General features: G+C 62.2%; 8 protein-coding genes and 1 pseudogene. 3 read left to right on the top strand and 6 right to left on the bottom strand.

The window, feature by feature from the left end; all coding sequences use genetic code 11:
- Window positions 1-375: 375 nt before the first annotated feature.
- The 3 genes and pseudogenes from AB4N80_RS06185 to AB4N80_RS06175 form a co-directional block, all read right to left on the bottom strand.
- On the bottom strand, window positions 376-1,098 hold the full coding sequence (locus AB4N80_RS06185) for a methyl-accepting chemotaxis protein (RefSeq protein WP_436278732.1): 723 nt from the start codon (window positions 1,096-1,098) through the stop codon (window positions 376-378).
- A 180-nt stretch (window positions 1,099-1,278) separates the two neighbouring features.
- Window positions 1,279-2,193: pseudogene (locus AB4N80_RS06180) on the bottom strand (Cache 3/Cache 2 fusion domain-containing protein); the annotation flags it as partial.
- Window positions 2,194-2,538: 345 nt separating this feature from the next.
- Window positions 2,539-3,459, bottom strand: a complete 921-nt coding sequence (locus tag AB4N80_RS06175; RefSeq protein WP_122567544.1) for a LysR substrate-binding domain-containing protein — start codon at window positions 3,457-3,459, stop codon at window positions 2,539-2,541.
- A 158-nt stretch (window positions 3,460-3,617) separates the two neighbouring features.
- On the opposite strand from AB4N80_RS06175, the gene AB4N80_RS06170 reads away from it, so the two are divergent.
- Window positions 3,618-5,012: a NorM family multidrug efflux MATE transporter gene (locus AB4N80_RS06170; protein WP_305471294.1), complete on the top strand. Its 1,395-nt coding sequence runs from the start codon at window positions 3,618-3,620 to the stop codon at window positions 5,010-5,012.
- Window positions 5,013-5,119: 107 nt separating this feature from the next.
- On the opposite strand, the gene AB4N80_RS06165 is transcribed toward AB4N80_RS06170, so the two are convergent.
- Window positions 5,120-6,790, bottom strand: coding sequence for a putative bifunctional diguanylate cyclase/phosphodiesterase (locus AB4N80_RS06165; protein WP_122567545.1), 1,671 nt, complete (start codon window positions 6,788-6,790; stop codon window positions 5,120-5,122).
- Between the two features lie 272 nt (window positions 6,791-7,062).
- On the opposite strand from AB4N80_RS06165, the gene rep reads away from it, so the two are divergent.
- Window positions 7,063-9,072 carry a DNA helicase Rep gene (gene rep, locus AB4N80_RS06160; RefSeq protein WP_122567546.1) on the top strand — a complete coding sequence of 670 codons (2,010 nt, stop codon included), beginning with the start codon at window positions 7,063-7,065 and terminating at the stop codon, window positions 9,070-9,072.
- Window positions 9,073-9,126: 54 nt separating this feature from the next.
- Entirely contained in the window at window positions 9,127-9,699 is a 573-nt protein-coding gene (locus AB4N80_RS06155; protein WP_122567547.1) for a xanthine phosphoribosyltransferase, read from the top strand.
- A 125-nt stretch (window positions 9,700-9,824) separates the two neighbouring features.
- On the opposite strand, the gene AB4N80_RS06150 is transcribed toward AB4N80_RS06155, so the two are convergent.
- On the bottom strand, window positions 9,825-11,747 hold the full coding sequence (locus AB4N80_RS06150; protein WP_122567548.1) for an acetyl-CoA hydrolase/transferase C-terminal domain-containing protein: 1,923 nt from the start codon (window positions 11,745-11,747) through the stop codon (window positions 9,825-9,827).
- A 135-nt stretch (window positions 11,748-11,882) separates the two neighbouring features.
- Complete coding sequence (locus AB4N80_RS06145) at window positions 11,883-12,296, bottom strand: c-type cytochrome (protein ID WP_122567549.1); 414 nt, start codon at window positions 12,294-12,296, stop codon at window positions 11,883-11,885.
- Between the last annotated feature and the right edge of the window lies 1 nt (window position 12,297).

The raw sequence follows: 12,297 nt of genomic DNA, 5'->3' as shown, positions 1-12,297 counted from the left end.
TTAAAAACAGCAATAACCTTAAAAAAGCACGACTACACGATCGACAGCTTTTTGTGGGAGCGAGCTTGCTCGCGATGACGTCAGCTCGGACAACCCAGAACCCGTGGCAAGAGAGCTTGCTCCCGCTCGGCTGCGCAGCAGCCGCAAAGCCGGCTAATGGAGTCTCTTCTGGGGCCTGCTTCGCAGGCCAGCGGGAGCAAGCTCCCTCGCCACAGGAAAGGGATTGGCTTGAGGTTCAGCGTTGAGCTGAGAGGACGGTGGTGAATGCTCGTGATGGCGGTGAGTCAGCTGACAGGGGTGTGGCTGGAAAGCCGCCTTCGCGAGCAAGCTCGCTCCCACAGGGAATCTCTGGGAGCGGGCTTGTGACAGGAAGCCTCAGCGGAACCGATCAACCTCTTGGCGCAGGTCCTGGGCCAGTTTTTCCAGCTCCTTGGCAGTGAGGGCCAGGTTCGAGACCACTTGGCGCTGTTCACTGTTGGCCATGGCGATGCTCTGCAGGTTGCTGCTGAGCAGGGTTGCGGTGCTGCTTTGTTCCTGGGTGGCGGTGGTGATCGCCGCGAATTGCTGGCCAGCCGAGCGGCTCTGCTCGTCGATGCGCGCCAGGGCCGAGGCCACATTGGCGTTGCGCGACAGACCTTCCTGCATCAACAAATTGCCCTGCTCCATCGTGCTGATGGCATTGCCGGTTTCCTGCTGGATGCTGTTGATCATGCTGGAGATTTCGTCCGTGGCCTGGCGGGTGCGGGACGCCAGGCTGCGGACTTCATCGGCCACCACGGCGAAACCACGGCCCTGCTCGCCGGCGCGGGCAGCTTCAATGGCCGCGTTCAAGGCCAACAGGTTGGTCTGCTCGGCAATCGAGGTAATGACCCCCACGATGCCGCCGATTTCCTGGGACCGCTGGCCCAGGGTATTGATGACCGTGGCCGTGCTGTTCAGCGCGCCGGCGATTTGCTCCAGGGAGGACGACGCTTCATCCATCGAGGTCCGACCAATGCGGGTTTGCTGGGCGTTTTCCTGGGCCAGGCGCTCGGTGTTGCCCATGTTGTCGGCAATGTTCAAGGAGGTCGCACTGAACTCCTCCACCGCGCCAGCCATGCTGGTGATCTCGCCGGACTGCTGTTCCATGCCTTCGTACGCTCCGCTGGACAACCCGGACAGGGCCTGGGCGCGGCTGTTGACCTCCTGGGAGGCCTTGCGGATGTGCTCGACCATGGTCGACAGGGCCTGGCTCATCTGGTTGAAGGCACGGGCCAACTGACCGATTTCGTCATGGCTCGACACATTCAGGCGCACGCTCAGGTCGCCGGCGCCCAACGCCTCGGCCTGGCGCACCAGATCCCCCAGCGGTGCCAGTTTGCTGCGCAACAACCACATCGCCGAACCGACCGCCAACAGCATCGCCAGCAGGCTGCCGATGGCCAGTTGCATACCGACGCTCCAGGTCACGGCGCGGATCTCGGTTTTCGGCATGCTCGCCACCACCGCCCACGGCCCCCCCTCGAACGGTACGGCAACGCTGTAGAAATCTTCGGCGGTATCGGCCCAGAACGCGCCCTTGCCCGGCTTTTTGATCAAGCCGGTGATGGCCGCGGTAGCGTTGTCCAGCGCCTGCACGCCGGCGGGCGGCACCAGCCATTTGTTTTGTTCGTCCAGCAGCGCCAGGGAACCGGTCTGGCCGATGCGGAAGCGCTTGAGGTTTTCGAACTGCGCGTTCTGCGCGTCGGTGTAATCGAAGCCTACGTACAACACGGCAATGATCTTGCCGCTGCTGTCGCGTACAGGCGTGTACTGCGACATGTAGAAGCGTCCGAAAAGCAGGGCCCGACCAATGTAGCTCTGCCCACTGATCACCGGGCCGTAGGCCGGGCCGGCGCGGTCAAGCACGGTGCCGATGGCCCGTGTACCGTCCTGTTTACTGACCGAGGTACTGACGCGGATGAAATCGTCGCCGCTGCGCACGAAGACTGTGGCCACCCCGGCGGTCATCGCCTTGAACTCGTCCACTTCCTTGAAGTTGTTGTTCAACACTTCGCTGCCCAGGTTCAAGCCTGGAGTTTGTACGCCCGCCACCGTCACCGGCTGGTCCGGATGCACACTCAGGCCCGCGCTGAAGCGCTTTTCGAACAGACCGGCCAAGCGCTGAGTGCTCTCGCGCAGGGTGCTGTGGAAGGTATTGAGCTGGTCGGCCATCAGGCGCGCTTCGCTGGCCAAGTGCTCTTCACGGGTGGCAAGGTTGGCAGTGTCCAGCGAACGCAAGGCGAAGACGGTACTGCCGGAGATCACGATCGCCAGTATCACGGCGAGGGCAAGGCCTAGCTGTGAGGCGATCCGGGCACGGGGTTGAGACATGACGGCTCCTGGCCGAGAGACCGGATCATCCTGATCACGTCGCACGCTCGGCATTTTATTCGGGTGAGGTGTGAGTAGACCCTTTCTGAACGAGGGTTCCATCTTCACGGATTCGGCGGCAACGCCAAATACTTGAGCGGTTTGGACGGATTAATGCCAAGTGGCTAGCACGCCAACTTCAACGTTTCAGCCCAGGCGTTGTACATCGGGCAGTTGCATGGCCTTGACCTCGCCTTGGAGGAAGTCGCTGAGCCGGCGCAAACGTTCACCTCCCGGCCGGGTTTTCGGCCAGACCAGGTAATAGTGCTCACCGCTGGCGACAGCCGTCGGCCAGGGCAGGCTCAAGCGTCCCTGGGCAACGTCCTCGGCCACCATCAACAAGTCGCCCATGGAAACCCCATAGCCACGCGCCGCAGCGATCATGCCCAGCTCCAGGGTATCGAACACCTGCCCCCCCTTGAGCGAGACCTTATCGGACAGGCCCATGCGTTGCAGCCAGTTGCGCCAATCCCGGCGATCCGGCGTCGGATGCAGCAGTTCAGCACTGGCCAACCGCGCCACATCCCAAGGCTGATCGTTCAACAGGTTCGGCGCGCCCACCGGAATCAATTCCTCGGGGAACAGCAAACTGGCCTCCCAGTCCGCCGGAAAATGCCCGTTGCCCAGCAATACGGCGCAATCGAAGGGCTCGACGTTGAAGTCCACCGAATCGATGTCCATCCAGGCACTGGTCAGTTGCACCTCGTTGCCGGGCTGCAAATGCCGGAAGCGACTCAGGCGCGCCAACAACCAGCGCATGGTCAACGTGGAAGGCGCTTTCATGCGCAGGATGCCGTCTTCGCCATGCAAGGTGTGGCAGGCCCGCTCCAGCGCCATGAAGCCCTCCCGCACGCCCGGCAACAACAATCGCGCCGCCTCGGTCAATTGCAGGTTGCGGCCGCTGCGCTGGAACAGCCGGCAGGCAAAGTGATCCTCCAGCGTGCGAATGTGCCGGCTGACGGCGCTCTGGGTGATCGACAGTTCTTCGGCGGCCCGGGTGAACGAGCTGTAGCGCGCCGCGGCTTCGAATGCCCGCAACGCATAGAGAGGAGGAAGACGACGGGGCATCGCAAAAGCTCCATGGCGTGGTCTGCAAACCCTACCAGAAACCCATCCAGCATGAGTTTTAATCATGCCAGCGATCTTTTTTATCCTTTTGTGCAATCCGCCGAGAGCGCCGAGAATCGTCGCTTTACTGCCTTGTTTAAACATGGAGCGTGATGATCATGCAGCATCCGGTGCGTACCGAACTCTGGGCCATCCTGCGGCTGGCGGGGCCGTTGATCGCCTCGCAGTTGGCGCACATGCTGATGGTGCTGACCGACACGGTGATGATGGCGCGCCTGAGCCCTGAAGCCCTCGCCGGTGGCGGGCTCGGGGCGGCCACCTATTCGTTCGTGTCGATCTTCTGCATCGGCGTGATCGCCGCGGTGGGCACCCTGGTCGCGATCCGCCAGGGCGCGGGCGATGTCGAAGGCGCCACCCGGCTGACCCAGGCCGGGCTTTGGCTGGCCTGGTTGATGGCGTTGATGGCCGGGTTGCTGCTGTGGAACCTCAAGCCCGTGCTGCTGATGTTCGGCCAGACCGAAACCAACGTGTTGTCCGCCGGACAGTTCCTGCTTGCGCTGCCGTTCGCCCTGCCCGGCTACCTGAGCTTCATGGCCCTGCGCGGCTTCACCAGCGCCATCGGCCGGGCCACGCCGGTCATGGTGATCAGCCTGGGCGGCACGGTGGCCAACTTCCTGCTCAACTACGCGCTCATCACCGGCATGTTCGGCCTGCCGAAACTCGGCTTGATGGGCATCGGCCTGGTCACGGCCATCGTCGCCAATTGCATGGCCCTGGCGCTGGCCTGGCACATCCATCGGCACCCGGCCTACCGTGCCTATCCGCTGCTTGATGGCCTGTCGCGGCCCAATCGCCAATACCTCAAGGAACTGTGGCGCCTGGGTCTGCCGATTGGCGGCACGTACGCAGTGGAAGTCGGGCTGTTCGCGTTCGCCGCGCTGTGCATGGGCACCATGGGCAGCACGCCGTTGGCGGCCCACCAGATCGCCCTGCAAATCGTCTCGGTGGCGTTCATGGTGCCGGCCGGGATGTCCTATGCCATCACCATGCGCATCGGCCAGCACTACGGCGCCGGGCAGCTGTTGATGGCGCGTCTGGCCGGTCGAGTCGGCATTGGTTTTGGCGCGGCCGCGATGCTGGCGTTTGCCATGGTGTTCTGGCTGTTGCCCCATCAATTGATCGGTTTGTTCCTGGACCACGACGACCCGGCGTTCCGCGATGTGATCAACCTGGCCGTGAGCCTGTTGGCGGTGGCGGCGTGGTTCGAGCTGTTCGACGGCACGCAAACCATCGCCATGGGCTGCATTCGCGGGCTCAAGGACGCCAAGACCACCTTCCTGGTGGGCCTGGGTTGCTATTGGCTGATCGGCGCACCGTCGGCCTGGTGGATGGCGTTCCACCTGAACTGGGGACCGACCGGTGTCTGGTGGGGCCTGGCTCTGGGGCTGGCCTGCGCGGCCGTGAGCCTGACCCTGGCGTTTGAATGGAAGATGAAGCGGATGATCAGGCGTGAACCCGGGCAGCAGGGTTTCGAGGTCGTTCAGACTGAATGAGTTTCCCTTGTGGGAGCGAGCTTGCTCGCGATGGCGATAGGCCTGTCACATCGACTTTGACTGACACACCGCTATCGCGAGCAAGCTCGCTCCCACAGGGTTTTGGGTCAGCTCATTTCCAGTATGGGCTGCTGATTGCCGTCAAATGTCAGGTACTCAACCAACTCTGGCAACGGCAACGGCTTGCTGATCAGGAAACCCTGCACCTGGTCGCAACCAAAACCGCGTAGCAGGTCCAGTTGTTCCTGGGTTTCCACACCTTCGGCCACCACCTCCAGGTTGAGGTTGTGGGCCAGGTTGATCATGGCGTGCACCAGTTTGCGGTTCTCTTCGCGCTGCTCCATGCCGCCAACGAAGCTCTTGTCGATCTTGAGCAAGGCGATCGGCAGGCTATTGAGGTGCACGAATGAGGAGAACCCGGTGCCGAAGTCGTCCAGGGAGAAGCGCACCCCCAGGCGGCCCAGGGCATCCATGGTCTGCTTGACCAATTCGCTGCGGCGCATGACGGCAGTTTCGGTGAGTTCGAACTCCAGCCATTGCGCCTCGACACCTCGCTCGGCAATCAGCCGGCTCAAGGTCGGCAACAACTGGCTGTCCTGGAACTGCCGGAACGACAGGTTGACCGCCATGTGCAACGGCGCCAGCCCCCGTTCGCGCAGAGCCTGCATGTCCCGCAGCGCCCGGGAAATCACCCAGTAGCCCAGCGGCACGATCAGGCCGCTCTGTTCAGCCAGCGGCACGAACTCACTCGGTGGCAGCAAGCCGCGTTCACCATGACGCCAGCGCACCAGGGCTTCAAGGCCGACGATGTGGCCGCCATCGAGGTCCAGCCGCGGCTGGTAATGCAGCTCCAGCTCGTCGCGGCGCAGTGCCCGGCGCAGTTCGCTTTCCAGGTCGGCAAGGCTGCGGGCATTGCGATTGATACGTTCGTTGAAGATATGAAAGGTGCAGCCCTGGGTGCTCTTGGCCTGCTGCATGGCGATGTGGGCATGCCACATCAGCGGATCGGCGCCAGCCTGGGCGCGAGCATGGGCAACCCCCAGGCTGCAGCCGATCAGCAGGCTTTCGCCGTCCACCCAATAAGGCTCGGCCAATGCTTCGGTAATCCGCTCGGCCATCCACTCGGCCCGCTGCGGTGCGCGACGGGTGTCGATCAGCAAGGCGAATTCATCGCTGCCCAGCCGCGCCAATTGATCGCCGGCCTCGAGTGAACCCTTGAGCCGCGACACCACTTGCAAGATCAAGCGGTCGCCGGCCTGGTGGCCGAGGGCGTCGTTGGCGTGGCGAAAGTTGTCCAGGTCCAGGTGACCGAGCGCCAGGCCACGGCCGTCGTTTTCCGCCAGGCGCGCCGCCAGCAAGGTCTGAAAGCCCTGGCGATTGGCGATGCCCGTCAACGGGTCCTGTTCGGCGAGGCGCTGCAAGGTGTTTTCCAGCACGCCGCGCTCGCGCACATGGCGCAGGCAACGACGCAGGGTCGCACTGTCGAGCACGTCGCGTACCAGCCAGTCGCTGACGCCGTCGGGGGCAGCCGCCGGCTCGTGCTCAAGCAACAGGATGGTCGGCAGGCTGCAACGGCCCGGCGCTGGTTGCAACGCCGCTACGGTCAACAACACCGCGTTGCGATTGTCTTCGAACAGGCTGCTGACTGACTCCCAGCTCGGGGCGCTGATCAACACGACCGAGGGCCCCATGGGCACCAGGCACTCGCGCAATATTGCTGACCACTCTGGCTCTTGGGCCAATAACAGCAAACGCAAGGGTTCGACAGGCGTTGACAAGCTGACTCCCTAGACTCTGCAAGGTGGTAGGCGCCGGGCATTATGACCTGCCGATGGGCAATGACCAATGCCAACGGTTCTCAAACACGCGCTTTCGGTGGTTTTTCCCGCTCCAAATGCCGCGCAGGACCCAATTGGTTCCACATCCTGCGTGAAAGTGGCAGAAGCGGCAAATGACAATCCTGTGTGCGTCACAAGTCGGACAGAGCAGCACAATTCTCAGAGCCTGTTAAAATGCCGGCCCATTTCGCAAACGACTCCCTGACTCTGTCATGTCCCGACTCAATCCCCGGCAGCAAGAAGCCGTGAACTATGTCGGCGGCCCTCTTTTGGTGCTCGCCGGTGCAGGCTCCGGCAAGACCAGCGTAATCACCCGCAAGATCGCGCACCTGATCCAGAATTGTGGCATCCGCGCCCAATACATCGTCGCCATGACCTTCACCAACAAGGCCGCCCGGGAAATGAAAGAGCGGGTCGGCGGCCTGTTGCGCGCCGGCGAAGGGCGCGGCCTGACGGTGTGTACCTTCCACAACCTGGGCCTGAACATCATCCGCAAGGAGCATGCGCGACTGGGCTACAAACCGGGCTTCTCGATTTTCGACGAGACCGACGTCAAGGCCCTGATGACCGACATCATGCAGAAGGAATACTCGGGCGACGACGGCGTGGATGAGATCAAGAACATGATCGGCGCCTGGAAAAACGACCTGATCCTGCCGCCCGAAGCCCTGGAAAACGCCCGCAACCCCAAGGAGCAGACCGCCGCCATCGTCTACACCCACTATCAGCGCACGCTCAAGGCGTTCAATGCGGTGGACTTCGACGACCTGATCCTGTTGCCGGTCAAGCTGTTCCAGGACCACGCCGACATTCTCGAAAAATGGCAGAACAAGGTCCGCTACCTGCTGGTGGACGAATACCAGGACACCAACGCCAGCCAGTACTTGCTGGTGAAGCTGCTGATCGGCAAACGCAACCAGTTCACCGTGGTGGGCGACGACGACCAGTCGATCTACGCCTGGCGCGGCGCGCGGCCGGAAAACCTGATGTTGCTCAAGGACGACTACCCGTCGCTCAAAGTGGTGATGCTGGAGCAGAACTACCGTTCCACCAGCCGCATCCTGCGCTGCGCCAACGTGCTAATTTCCAACAACCCCCACGAGTTCGAAAAACAACTGTGGAGCGAGATGGGCCACGGCGACGAGATCCGTGTGATCCGTTGCCGCAACGAAGACGCCGAGGCCGAGCGCGTGGCCATGGAAATCCTCAGCCTGCACCTGCGCACCGACCGGCCGTACAGCGACTTTGCGATCCTCTACCGCGGCAACTACCAGGCCAAGCTGATCGAGCTGAAACTGCAGCATCACCAGATTCCCTATCGCCTGTCGGGGGGCAACAGCTTTTTCGGACGCCAGGAAGTAAAGGACCTGATGGCCTACTTCCGCCTGATCGTGAACCCGGACGACGACAACGCCTTCCTGCGGGTGATCAACGTGCCGCGCCGGGAAATCGGTTCGACCACCCTGGAAAAACTCGGCAACTACGCCACCGAGCGCAAGATCTCGATGTACGCCGCCACCGATGAAATCGGCCTGGGCGAACATCTGGACAGCCGCTTCACCGACCGCCTGGCGCGCTTCAAGCGCTTTATGGACAAGGTCCGCGAACAGTGCGCCGGGGAAGATCCGATTTCAGCGCTGCGCAGCATGGTGATGGACATCGACTACGAGAACTGGCTGCGCACCAACAGCTCCAGCGACAAGGCGGCCGACTACCGCATGAGCAACGTCTGGTTCCTGATCGAGGCATTGAAGAACACCTTGGAGAAAGACGAAGACGGCGACATGACGGTGGAGGACGCCATCGGAAAACTCGTGCTGCGGGACATGCTCGAGCGCCAGCAGGAAGAGGAAGAAGGCGCCGAAGGCGTGCAGATGATGACGCTGCACGCCTCCAAGGGCCTGGAGTTTCCCTACGTGTTCATCATGGGCATGGAAGAAGAAATCCTGCCGCACCGCTCCAGCATCGAGGCCGACACCATCGAGGAAGAACGGCGCCTGGCCTACGTCGGTATTACTCGGGCACGCCAGACGCTGGCCTTCACCTTCGCCGCCAAGCGCAAGCAATACGGCGAAGTGATCGACTGCGCCCCCAGCCGCTTTCTCGATGAGCTGCCGCCGGACGACCTGGCCTGGGAAGGCAACGACGACACGCCGACGGAAGTCAAAGTCGTTCGTGGCAACAGTGCCCTGGCGGATATACGCGCAATGTTAAAGCGCTAGAATTGATTACTTTTTACCGACTTCAGGCGCTGACGCGTCATCAGAGGAGGCTTCATGGAAGCCCTGCACCAGAAAATTCGTGAACAAGGCATCGTGCTTTCCGATCAGGTCCTGAAAGTCGACGCTTTCCTGAACCACCAGATCGACCCGCAATTGATGAAGCTGATCGGCGACGAATTCGCCGCGCTGTTCAAGGATTCGGGCATCACCAAGATCGTCACCATCGAAGCCTCGGGCATTGCCCCGGCAATCATGACCGGGCTGAACCTTGGCGTACCGGTGATCTTCGCCCGCAAGCAACAGTCCCTGACCCTGACGGAGAACCTGCTGTCGGCCACCGTGTATTCGTTCACCAAGAAGACCGAAAGCACCGTCGCCATCAGCCCACGTCACCTGACCAGCAGTGACCGGGTGCTGATCATCGATGACTTTTTGGCCAACGGCAAAGCTTCCCAGGCGCTGATTTCCATCATCAAGCAGGCCGGCGCCACCGTGGCAGGCTTGGGGATCGTGATCGAGAAGTCGTTCCAGGGCGGCCGCGCGGAACTGGATGCCCAGGGTTATCGCGTCGAGTCGTTGGCTCGGGTGAAGTCGCTGGCGGACGGCGTTGTCACCTTCATCGATTGATCAGCCCCGATCTCCCCCTGTGGGAGCGGGCTTGCTCGCGAATGCGGTGTATCGGCCAGAAATATATCGACTGTCACACCGCATTCGCGAGCGAGCCCGCTCCCACAAGGGATCTGTGTCGGTCATTAAATAGCAGTGGTCTTGAGACCGGCGAGCAACAACCGCTGGGCCAGCTCTTCTTTCAGTCCCTCAGGGCTCGCCAACTGCATCCGCTCCAAATGCTCGGGAAACGCCGAAGGCTCCGGCGCATCCAGCGCGGCCTTGCCCAGCTCCAGGATCTCGGTGAGCTTGAACTTGCTCTTGAGCCAGTTCAGCGCTCGCAACAGATCCCGCTCTATTGCGTCGAAATCACAACCCAGCGGGTATTCGGGAAACAGATTCGGATGCCGTGCCTGGATCGCCTGCAACCGCTCCGATGTGTTGTCGGCGAACCGCGGATCGAGGCGGAAATCCTTCGGTAACTTGCCGGCTTTTTGCGCCTGCTCGATCAGCCCGGGCTGGAAGCGTGAATCGCTGATGTTCAGCAATGCTTCGATCACCGCGGCGTCGGTCTTGCCGCGCAGGTCGGCGATGCCGTATTCGGTCACCACGATGTCGCGCAGGTGCCGAGGAATCGTGCAATGACCGTACTCCCAGACAATGTTCGAGCTGATCTCGCCCCCGGCCTCGCGCCAACTGCGCAGCAGCAGGATCGAACGCCCGCCTTCCAGCGCATGGCCCTGGGCAACGAAGTTGTACTGCCCGCCCACGCCGCTGAGCACCCGCCCGTCTGCCAACTGATCGGCCACCCCGGCCCCCATCAGGGTCATGGTGAAGACCGTGTTGATGAAACGGGCATCGAGGCGCTGCAGGCGCTTGAGCTGCTCTTGGCCGTACAGCTCGTTGATGTAGCTGATGCGCGTCATGTTGAATTCGAGCAGACGGCTCTGCGGCAACTCGCGCAGGCGCTCATAAAAACTGCGCGGACCGAGGAAGAATCCGCCGTGTATGCAGATACCGTCGGGTTGTGCCGCCTCGTCGAGGGTCCCGGCGTTGGCCCGTTCCTGGGTCGGCTCGTCGGGGTAGACCTTGCGCCGGATGATCCCGGCCTCGGCCAGCACCAGCAAACCGTTGACGAACATTTCACTGCAACCGTACAGCCCTTTGGCAAACGGCTCGACCCCGCCCTCGCGCTCGATCAGTTGCGCCCACTGGCTAAGGTTCAGGTCCGCCAGCAGCGCCTGGTAACCGGCGTTATCGGCTTGGCGCGCCAGTAACGCCGCCGTCAAGGCATCGCCCATGGCGCCGATGCCGATCTGCAGCGTCCCGCCGTCGCGCACCAAGGTACTGGCGTGCAAGCCGATCAAATGGTCCTGGAAGCCCACCGGCATGTTCGGCGTGGAAAACAATGTGTGGCTGTCTTTCTCGTCGATCAACAGGTCGAAAGCGTCGATGCCGACTTCCGCGTCGCCCGGCATGTAGGGCAAATCGTTGTGCACCTGGCCGACCAGGAGAATCGTCTCCCCGGCCGCCCGGCGCTTGGCGATCATCGGCAGCAGGTCGAGGGTGATGTCCGGGTTGCAGCTCAGGCTCAGGCGATCCGGGTGTTCCGGGGCGCTCGCCACCAGTTGCGCCACCAGGTTCAAGCCGGCGGCGTTGATGTCCCGGGCCGCATGGCTGTAGTTGCTGCTGACGTAGTCCTGCTGGGCCGACGCGCTGTGCAGCAGGCTGCCAGGCTGCATGAAAAACTGCTCGACCCGTATGTTGGCCGGCAGGCTGTCCCGGTGCAGGTCGGCCAGGTAATCCAGCTCCGGGTAATCACCGAAGATCCGTTCGATAAAGGGTTCGAGGAAGCGCTTCTGCAAACCATCGCCCAGGTTCGGCCGTCCCAGGCTCAGGGCGGTGTAGATCGTCAGCTGTCGCTCGGGCAGTTGGGCGATGCGCCGGTACAGCGCGTTGGCGAACAGGTTGGGCTTGCCCAGCCCCAGGGGCATGCCGAGGTGAATATGCGCGGGCAGGCGCTCGAGCACGTCATCCACCGCCTGTTCGATTGAACACAACTGCACCATCGGACCCTCCAGGACATTCCATGAATGTGGGTTGGACCGAGCTTGCCGGGTCTTGGTTGCGATGAACAGCCCCGAAAAATCCCGGGCGCAAAAAAGCCGCTCGTAAGCGGCTTTTTTGTGAAGGATGTCGGCGTATTACAGGCCAGACATCTCTTTGATGGCGCCCTTGAGGTCGTCATCCGAGCAGTCGGCGCAGGTGCCTTTTGGCGGCATGGCGTTAACGCCGGTGATGGCCTTGGCCAGGATGCCGTCGAGACCGCCCTGATGATCGGCGCGCTCTTTCCAGGCAGCCTTGTCACCGATTTTCGGCGCGCCCAGCAGGCCAGTACCGTGGCAAGCATTGCAATGTTTTGCAATCACGTCAGCCGGCTTCTTGGCACCGCCAGCGCCGCCAGCCGAAGCCACCACTTCCATACCCTTGCATTCCTTGCCCTGGACGCAGACCTGGCCGACGGGTTCAAGGCGCTTGGCGATTTCGTCGTTCGGCGCCGCTTGAGCGGTCGCAGCCCATAGGGCCAATACGGTTGCTGGTGCAGCCAGCATTTTCATA

Source organism: Pseudomonas sp. H3_A02 (assembly GCF_054671965.1).
This window is presented reverse-complemented; position numbering and strand designations above follow the sequence as displayed.

Coding starts and splice junctions, on each gene's coding strand:
- AB4N80_RS06155 (WP_122567547.1), top strand. CDS start 9,127: ATGGAAGCCCTGCACCAGAAAATTCGTGAACAAGGCATCGTGCTTTCC.
- AB4N80_RS06175 (WP_122567544.1), bottom strand. CDS start 3,459: ATGCCCCGTCGTCTTCCTCCTCTCTATGCGTTGCGGGCATTCGAAGCC.
- rep (WP_122567546.1), top strand. CDS start 7,063: ATGTCCCGACTCAATCCCCGGCAGCAAGAAGCCGTGAACTATGTCGGC.
- AB4N80_RS06145 (WP_122567549.1), bottom strand. CDS start 12,296: ATGAAAATGCTGGCTGCACCAGCAACCGTATTGGCCCTATGGGCTGCG.
- AB4N80_RS06150 (WP_122567548.1), bottom strand. CDS start 11,747: ATGGTGCAGTTGTGTTCAATCGAACAGGCGGTGGATGACGTGCTCGAG.
- AB4N80_RS06185 (WP_436278732.1), bottom strand. CDS start 1,098: ATGGCTGGCGCGGTGGAGGAGTTCAGTGCGACCTCCTTGAACATTGCC.
- AB4N80_RS06170 (WP_305471294.1), top strand. CDS start 3,618: ATGCAGCATCCGGTGCGTACCGAACTCTGGGCCATCCTGCGGCTGGCG.